At 73.6% G+C, this 8,222-nt stretch carries 6 protein-coding genes; 1 reads left to right on the forward strand and 5 read right to left on the reverse strand.

Annotated elements, in window-relative coordinates:
• Positions 1 to 202: 202 nt before the first annotated feature.
• The 4 genes from AB0E96_RS16145 to AB0E96_RS16160 all read right to left on the reverse strand — a co-directional run bounded on the left by AB0E96_RS16145 (position 203) and on the right by AB0E96_RS16160 (position 4,382).
• Entirely contained in the window at positions 203 to 2,488 is a 2,286-nt protein-coding gene (locus AB0E96_RS16145) for a hypothetical protein (RefSeq protein ID WP_359823589.1), read from the reverse strand.
• A gap of 120 nt (positions 2,489 to 2,608) precedes the next feature.
• Positions 2,609 to 3,349 carry a hypothetical protein gene (locus AB0E96_RS16150; protein WP_359823591.1) on the reverse strand — a complete coding sequence of 247 codons (741 nt, stop codon included), beginning with the start codon at positions 3,347 to 3,349 and terminating at the stop codon, positions 2,609 to 2,611.
• 248 nt (positions 3,350 to 3,597) lie between these two features.
• Complete coding sequence (locus tag AB0E96_RS16155) at positions 3,598 to 3,909, reverse strand: hypothetical protein (protein ID WP_359823594.1); 312 nt, start codon at positions 3,907 to 3,909, stop codon at positions 3,598 to 3,600.
• Positions 3,910 to 4,076: 167 nt separating this feature from the next.
• The gene (locus AB0E96_RS16160) at positions 4,077 to 4,382 is read right to left on the reverse strand and encodes a hypothetical protein (RefSeq protein ID WP_359823596.1); all 306 of its coding nucleotides are present in this window, start codon (positions 4,380 to 4,382) and stop codon (positions 4,077 to 4,079) included.
• A 224-nt stretch (positions 4,383 to 4,606) separates the two neighbouring features.
• Here AB0E96_RS16160 and AB0E96_RS16165 point away from each other — a divergent pair, with 224 nt between their 5' ends.
• Complete coding sequence (locus AB0E96_RS16165) at positions 4,607 to 7,618, forward strand: BTAD domain-containing putative transcriptional regulator (protein WP_359823599.1); 3,012 nt, start codon at positions 4,607 to 4,609, stop codon at positions 7,616 to 7,618.
• 28 nt (positions 7,619 to 7,646) lie between these two features.
• Here the strand turns inward: AB0E96_RS16165 and AB0E96_RS16170 are convergent, their stop codons facing one another.
• Positions 7,647 to 8,165 (reverse strand): RICIN domain-containing protein, encoded by a 519-nt coding sequence (locus AB0E96_RS16170; RefSeq protein ID WP_359823601.1) that lies wholly within the window; start codon positions 8,163 to 8,165, stop codon positions 7,647 to 7,649.
• Positions 8,166 to 8,222: the final 57 nt, after the last annotated feature.

Here is an 8,222-nt window from a genome sequence, read left to right on the forward strand (position 1 = left end):
CGGCGGGTTCCCACGGTCGGGGACGGCGCTAACGCTCCGCTGTCGATCGGCTGTCGCGGCGCCGGCGCGGACGCAAGCGCGGCGCGGGCGCGGGCGCGGTGCCGGAGCCCGGAACGCCGAGGTGCCGGCAGGTCGGCCGCTCGGGGGCCCGGGAGGCGGACGGTTCCGGACAGCGGCGCGCGCTCGGCTCGGCGCGCGCCGGTCAGTCCTCGTCCTCCTCGGCGTCGCAGTCCGGCTGCTCGTCGCTCTGGATGTTGCGGCGCAGGTTCTCCATGTCGGTCTGCAGGCCGACGAGCGACTGGCCCAGGTCCTCGAAGTCGTCGGGCTCCAGCACGGGGGGCCAGCTCCCGGCGGTGCGGTCGACCTCCAGCAGGTCGTTCAGGGCCGCCCGGGCGCTGTCGATCCCGGCGCGCAGGGCGCGGCGGAGGTCGGCGGCACGTCGCCCGGGGGGCACCTCGGAGCCGGGGACGGTGAAGGACGCGTCGTCGGGCTTCGGTTCCTCCCGCCCCTGCGACGCCGGTGCCGGACCGTCCGCGGAGCCGTCGGAGTACCCGTGGTCGCCGAAGAGGGTGGCCGGCTCCGTCATGCGGACGTACGATCGCGCGACGTGGTCCCTGATCGCTGCCTCCGCCCGCTCCGGGTCGTGCGCGACCACCACGTCCCACTCGAAGATCGGGACGGGGACGCCGTGGCCGTCGCGGGCGATCCGGTCCGGCCGGCCCGGATCCACCTTCAGGTGGACGTACGGGGCTTGCGACTCGTCGGGCACGACCCGTACGAGCTGCCGCACGGGCTTGGAGTTCTCCGGAAGCCCGTCCACGCGGAAGCGGTTCGCGGCCAGCGCGAGGATCCACAGCCCCGTCGCGTTGCCCGCGGTGGACAGCCCCTCGATGACCGCGTTGACGTCGGCCCGCAGCGGCACTCCGCCCTTCTCGCGCGGAGCCATCAGGGAGGAGCCGACGTTGCGGGTGAGCAGCTTGTCGGCTATCAGAGCGATCCCGCCGGCGACGGCGAGGGTGCAACGGGCGTCCGTGTCCCCCGCCCGTGCGGGCTCGACGAGGGTCGTGAAGTCGTCCGTGAGGACGGGGTCCCACTCGCCGAGGACGTCGCGCGTGAGTACCCCGCCGTTGCCCCAGGCGTTGCGTGCCTGCTTGGCGACGGCCTTCTTCGGGCTGCGCCACGGCAGGTCGACGATCGGGCCGAGGAGTTCGGCGAAACCCCTGGTGCTCATGCGGGAGCCGCCCTTGATCGCCTTGGCCTGGTCCTTGAGCTGGCCGTAGAGCTCGGGCCTCGTCAGGGCGTGGACGAGCTGGATGCCGCGCCACAGCGCCGTACCGGGGAGACGGCTGTCGCCGTAGTGCCGGGGCATCTCCTCCGGCCGGATCCGGCCCACGGCGAGGCCGTAGACGACCTGCAGGGTCTCCCCGCCCATGCCGGTGTCGCCGAGCTGGATGACGCGCTTGAGGGCGCGGGTGGCGACCTCGACGTTCTGCGCGGCCGAGTCCCACGCCTTGAACTCGACGTGCACGCTGGCCAGCACGGAGCGCATGGCGTCGTCGAAGACGTCCTCGGGAGCGAGCAGGTGGCCGGGGTGGCCCTGGGCGCCGACCGCGATCTGCGCGGGCACCACGAGGGTCTGCGCGATGTGGATGCCCCGGTCATCCAGGTCGTCGCCGACCCTGGCCTCCGCGAAGGCGGCGGCGAGCGAGGCCCGCCAGTCCCGGCGCGCGGCCGCGAGTCGCTCGCCGAGGCGCGGGCCGTTCGCGGCGGATTCCGCGGGCACCGTGCCGAAGAGCTGCCGCACCAGCAGGTCCGCGGTGTCGGCGGCGTCGGCGTCGGGCCCTGCCAGCACCGACCAGGCGCTGGCCAGGCGCGTGATCCCGTCCCGCACGACGAGCATGGTGAACGGCGCCGTTCCGTCCTCGAAGACGAACTCGACCGGATGGACGATCAAGGGCCTGGTCACCTTGCGGGCCAGGATGGAGGACGCGTAGCTGTTGATGGCGAGCGTGCTGTGGACGGTCTGCCGGACGTGGTCCTTCAGGTGCTGGAGGTCGCGGTAGCGGTAGCGCACGACGGCGCACGGCCCGCCGTCCTCGGTCGTGCCCGAGACCTGCGGGTCCGCGGTGTCCATCACCTCCATCCCGGTGCGGGGCTGGATGCCCGGCAGCAGTTCGCTCAGCCAGACCCGGGTGTTGAGGTTGCGCAGCGTCGCGCCTTCGACGTGCTCCTCCAGCAGCAGGCCGGTGGGTTCCTGCTCGGTCGGCCGCAGCATGACGGCCACCGCCTCCGGGTTGGTCACCGCGCCGGCCACCGCCTCCCAGGCGGATTCCGGCAGGCGGGCGAGCGGATTGGCCGTCCCGGCGGCGACGACCTCGGTTTGGGAGGACTTCACGGGTTCGGTCGGCAGCCTCAACTCGACGCTGGAGACGACGACTTGCTCTCGTTTCCAGAGGATCGCCTTGGAGAGGCGGTCGAATGCGGACATGAATCCTCCGAGCTGAAGGGGATGAAGCGGAATGTGTGGAACACTGTCTTCTGCGGTTCTGGCCCGACGATTCGGAGCACCAGGTCCGCCCCGGGCCCCGGCTGATCGCCGGGGCCCGGCCTATTGGCGAAGCCGTCCGAGGTCCACCAGCGCGTCGGCCTGCGGGAAGGCCTCAGGGAACCAGTCCCACATGAATTCGCGCGCTGGATCGCGCACGAGCGACTGGAATCCCGCGTGGGCGACGAAGTCGGCCGCCTGGAGCAGGTGCCTGAGCCTGGCCGGCACCAGGAGCGGTTCCCCGATGACGTGACGACGGTCGCGCGGCAGGTCGTGGTGCGCGGCCTTGAGCCGCTTCTCGGTCCCGTTGCCGTCCATGACGACCTCGCAGGTGCTGTCGGCCGATGCGTGGCGGTCGTTGAGCTGTTCGACGAGCGCCCCGTAGACGGCCTCGCGGCTGGCCCGGCGGCTGTAGACGACGCTGACCCCGATGCCGGGCACGTCGGCCAGCACCTGCAGCCCGCGTCGGACGACGCCCGCGGCTTCCTCCTTCTGGCGCCTGGTGGGAGCGAGCCCCGGGGTGTGGTGCAGCAGGCCGCCCCGACCGGCGACGAGGTCGACCGCGTGCAGGTAGGTGCCGGGCTGGAAGACGAGGTGCGGGTTCCCCGCGAGTTCCTCGAGGAACCGCGTCCACGCGGCCTCGGTCGTCAGCTCTCCGCCGGTCTGAGGTACACGAATCAATCCGAACAGCGTTATATCTGAATTACCGGAGTCATCGATGAAGTAGACGCTGTCCGGCAAGGGCAGTGGGGGCAGGGGAAACCCGGGGAAGACGTTCTCCTTCGTCGTCATTGCGATGGACATGCACTGAACTCCGGTTGCGCCGCGGCTTCAACGAGAAAACTCCCGAGGCCCGCCCCGAACTCCACCCTTCGGAAGGGTGAGGGTGGTTCGAATGGCATGCCCCACTGCGCAGCCCCCCGGGACCGGCGCGCCGACGGTGGACCGCCGAGCGCCTGGAGACTCTAGCGGCCATCCGAGTCGCACTCGTGGCACGATGCCCCCGCTGAACACAATTGATCGGAAGTGGGCGACATCAGGCCATCCATCCGCTAGGTGAGCTGATGCCGGGCCTGGGGAAAGTGATCGAAGATGTTCGGAATCGCCGGAGTTCCCAACCTCTCCATCATGGCGACGGCCGAGGCGATCAACACCGCCTCACCGATGGGGCTCTGCTTGTGGACAACGAAGACGTACTCGTTCTCCGACGTCGGCAGCCGCCTCGGCACGGTGATCAGGTCCAACTCCTCCAGGGCCGCCGAGATCCTCTCGCACAGCTCCACACTCAGCCGGGCGCGCTCCGGAGCCGCGTAGCGCTTGATGAACCGCATGGAGAGGCGCTTGACCCCGTGGTCGACTTCCACGGCATGGGCGATAACAGTGAAGTCCATAATTCAGTAACTAACTCAGTTATTCCGTGACCGTCAAGCCGCCGACACGGCAGGGCTGTTCGGCGAGGCGAGGTCCGGCCGCACCACGGCGCCCAGGGGTCGGCCCCGCCGAGACGGGGCCGACTCCTGGGCCCGGCGGGTCAGTTGTCGTTGTTGACCTTGGTGTAGGCGGTGCTGTAGCCGGTCGGACAGTAGAGGGTGTCGCTGCCGTTGCCCATGTGCCAGGAGCCGATGACCGTCGTCTGGACGCCCTTGACGTTGTCGTTGTTGCAGACCAGCACCAGCTGCCAGTGATTCTTGGTGGCGGTGGTCTGGCAGCTCACCGAGCCCCAGTTCGTCCCCTGGGTGGTGCTGCAGTACGAGGTCGCCGAGGCGCTCGGCGCCGCCAGCACCCCGGCGGCCGCCAGCAGTGCCGCACCGGTCCCCAGAGCAGCGATTCGACGCATGGCCAACTCCCTTGTCGCGTTATGGACAACCTGTGCGGTCAGCATGCCGAAGACGTGAACGGATGTATCCACCGGCGGCACGACTGGCCGAAACCGGCCGTTCCGCTCGCCGGGCGCGGCGGGCGGCCCGGGCCCGCGGCGGCGGCCGCCCTGAGCAGGGGCGATGCGGTCGGTAAAATGCCCGCCCGGGGGAATCGCGGGTGTGGGCGGAGGGGGAACGGCCGGTGGGTGGTTTACGGTTCGCGGTGCTGGGGCCGCTGCGGGGGTGGCGGGACGGCGGTGAGCTCGCGCTGGGCTCGCCACAGCAGCGGAGCCTGCTGCTCGCCCTGCTGTTGAGGGCCAACCACCCCGTGTCGATCGGCCAGCTCGTCGACGACCTGTGGGGCGAGGAGCCGCCCGCCAAGCCCTCCGCCGTGATCCGCACGTACGTCCACCGGCTGCGCCGCGTCCTCGGGGCGGCCGCGCCGACCACGCTCAGCGGCGGCTACCTGCTCGCCGTGGACCCGGGCGGGCTGGACACCCACCGGGCCGAGGAACTCGTCGGCGAGGCACGGGAGTTGCGCGCCGCCGGGGAGCACGACCGGGCCGCCGCCGTGCTCCGGTCGGCGCTGGCGCTGTGGCAGGGCGAGCCGATGACCGGCCTGCCAGGCCCGTACGCGGAGCGGCAGCGCGGCGAATGGGCCGAACGGCGGGTGACCGTCCTGGAGGCGTGCCTGGAGGCCGAGGTCGAGGCCGGGCCGTCCGGCGAGGCCGTCGCCGAGCTGACCGCCGTCGTGGCCGAACACCCGCTCCGGGAACGGTTCTCCGAGCTGCTGATGCTCGCCCTCTACCGCACCGGCCGGCAGGCCGAGGCCCTGGGCGTGTACCGCGCGACGGACCGGCGGCTGGCCACGCAGCTCGGCGTGTGCGCCGGGCCCGGCCTGCGCGAGCTGCAGCGCCGGATCCTGGCGGCCGACGCGACCCTCGTGCCGCCCGTACCGCCCGCGCCGCTCCGGCCCTCCGCCGCCGTCTCCGCCGTGGCCCGGCCGCCGTACCGGGACCGGACGCCGCGGCCGGGGGCGGTGCGGCCGACCCAGGTCCCGGCCGACCTCGCCGACTTCACCGGCCGCCAGGCCCAGACCGACGCGCTGCGGGCCGTCCTGCTGGCCCCCCACACCGTGCCGGTGGCGGCCGTGTCGGGCCTGGCCGGCGTGGGCAAGACGGCGCTGGCCGTGCACGTCGCGCACGGGCTGGCCGCGGACTTCCCCGACGGCCAGCTCTACCTCGACCTGCACGGGGCCGACGGCCGCCCGACCCGGCCCCAGGAGGCGCTGGCCGCCTGCCTGCGCTCCCTCGGCGTGCCGGCCGACGGGCTGGCCCCCGGGGTCGCCGAACGCTCCGCCCAGTTCCGCTCGCTGCTCGGCGACCGGCGGGTGCTGGTGGTCCTCGACAACGCCCGGGACGCCGAGCAGATCAGGCCGCTGCTGCCCGGCCGGCCCGGCAGCGCGGTGCTCGTCACCAGCCGGGCCAGGCTCGGTTCGCTGCCCAACGCGCACGTCGTGGAACTGACGGCCTTCGCCCCGCAGGAGGCCCTGGGCCTGCTCGGCCAGGTGATCGGCGAGCAGCGGCTGCGGGCCGAGGCGGACACGGCCGCGGAGCTCGTACGGCTCTGCGGCCACCTGCCGCTGGCGGTGCGCATCCTCGCCGCCCGTCTGGCCTGCCGGCCGGGCTGGGGCATGGACCGGCTGCTCGACAAGCTGTCCGGCAACCGCCGGCGGCTGGACGTGCTGCGCGCCGGGGACCTCGCCGTCGAGTCGGCGTTCCGCTTCGGCTACGACCAGCTGACGGCCGAACAGGCGCGCGCGTTCCGGCTGTTGGCGGTGCCGGAGGTGCCCGCGCTGACGCCGGGCGCGGTCGCGGCGGTGCTCGGACTGCCGGAGCACGAGGCCGAGGAACTGGCCGAATCCCTGGTCGACTGCTCGATGCTGGAGACGGCGCCGCCGGACCGCTACCGGTACCACGACCTGCTGCGCGCCTTCGCGCTGCGACTCGCCCCGGGCCCGGGCCCGGGCGCGGGGGCAGGCGCGGACGGCGCGGCGGCGGACGGCGCGGCGGCGGGCGGCGACGAGGAGCCGGCCGCCGTCCTGACCCGCCTGATGATCCGCCACCACGCCGATGCCGCGGCGGCGTTGGGCCACGGCGCCGCCCGGGCCGCCCTGTCCACCACCGGCGCCCACTGCCCCGCGCCGGCCGCGCACGACCCCGTCGACTACCAGGGTGTCGGCGCGCTGGTCGGCCAGTACGCCGCCCTGCCCGCGCCGCCCCGGCTCGACCTGGCGGCCGAACTGCTGCTCGGCTGCGGCCTGTCGAGCGAGACCGGCCAGGCCACCCGGCCGCTCGGCCACGCCGCCAAGGTGCTGCTGGAGGCCGCCGTCCGGGAGGGCGACCGGACGGCCGAGGTCCGGGCCCGGCTGGTGCTCGGACGGCTGCTGACCGAGGTCGGCTCCGAACCCGCGGCCCTCGCCGAGCTGTTCAGGGCCCGCGAGCTGTGCACCGCCCACGGGCTGCCGGGGCCGCTGCTCGCCCTGGCCCACGCCTCGCTGGCCGCCCTGTTCGTCCAGGTCGGCCGGCCGGGCGACGCCCTGGAGGGCTTCACCGCGGCGATCTCGGTCTGGGAGCGACTGGGCGACCGGCGCTCGGTGGCGGCCGAACTGCTCAACCTGGCGGGCGCGTTCACCGAGCTCGGGCGCCACGACGCGGCGGTGCGGGTCGTCGACCAGTCCCTGCTGATCTGCCACCGGCTCGCCGACCACGGCCTCCAGGCCCTCGCCCTGGACTCCCTGGGGACGATCGCCCACGACCGCGGCGAGTTCGAGCAGGCGCTGCGCCACCACCGCAACGCCCTGTCCCTGCTGCGGCCGGACGACCGGCGCCGCACCGGCCGCACCCTGTTGCGGCTGACCGAGTCGCTGCGCGCCCTGGGGCGCGGCGAGGAGGCGGTGGCCGCGGCCGGGCGGGCGGTGGAGGTGCTGACCCTGGACGGCGACCGCCGGGGGCGGGGGCTGGCCCTGGCGGCGCTCGGCGACGCGCTCGCCGACGGCGGCAACGAGGACACCGCCCGGGCGTGCCGCGCGGAGGCCTACGACATCCTGGCCTCCATCGGCTCCCCCGAGGCGGGCCGGCTGCGCGGGCTGATCGGCCCCGGCGGGCCCGCCGTACGGCCCCGCCGGCAGTGGCCGTCCTGGCTGCCGGCGTGAGCCGCCGGACGGGGGGCCGTTCGGCGGCTCAGGAGAACGTCCACACCTGGTTCTGGGCGCCCGAGCAGTTCGCCACGTGGGTGCTCACGCCGATCCCCTCGGAGGTCAGGCACAGCTGGGTGGCGACGTTGGAGATCCGGTAGCCGCCCAGGACCGGCGCGATGGCCCAGACCTGGTTCCAGTCGGCGGGCGGGCTCGACCAGATCTGCACCAGCCCGGACTTGCGGTCCTGGTCCAGCGCCTTGGTGTAGTTGCTGGAGGCGTTGCGCAGGTAGTACATCCCCTCGACGACCTTGTCCAGCCGCCACTGCTGCGCCGCAGTCCCGTTGACGAAGTAGGTGCCGACCATGTTCCCGTCCTTGTCCTCGGACTGGTAGTTGTCCAACGCGCCGTTGGCGCCCGCGATCTGCGCCACGGCGGGCAGCTGCGGCCGCGGCGGCGCCGTGGGCGGCACGGAGGACGTCGGCGTCCCGGTCGCGGTCGCGGTCCCGGTCGCGGTGGGCGTGGCCGGCTCGGCGGTGGCGGGCCGGTCCGGGGCGGCGGCCAACCGCCCCAGTTAAACTACCCACCAGACACTGTCCCTGATCCGGATCACGGACCCAGG

The organism is Kitasatospora sp. NPDC036755 (assembly GCF_040636595.1).
GTDB lineage: Bacteria > Actinomycetota > Actinomycetes > Streptomycetales > Streptomycetaceae > Kitasatospora.

What these genes read in the sequence shown, in the direction of transcription:
- AB0E96_RS16160 (WP_359823596.1), bottom strand. Translation starts at nt 4,382, where the DNA reads ATGCGTCGAATCGCTGCTCTGGGGACCGGTGCGGCACTGCTGGCGGCC.
- AB0E96_RS16145 (WP_359823589.1), bottom strand. Translation starts at nt 2,488, where the DNA reads ATGTCCGCATTCGACCGCCTCTCCAAGGCGATCCTCTGGAAACGAGAG.
- AB0E96_RS16150 (WP_359823591.1), bottom strand. Translation starts at nt 3,349, where the DNA reads ATGTCCATCGCAATGACGACGAAGGAGAACGTCTTCCCCGGGTTTCCC.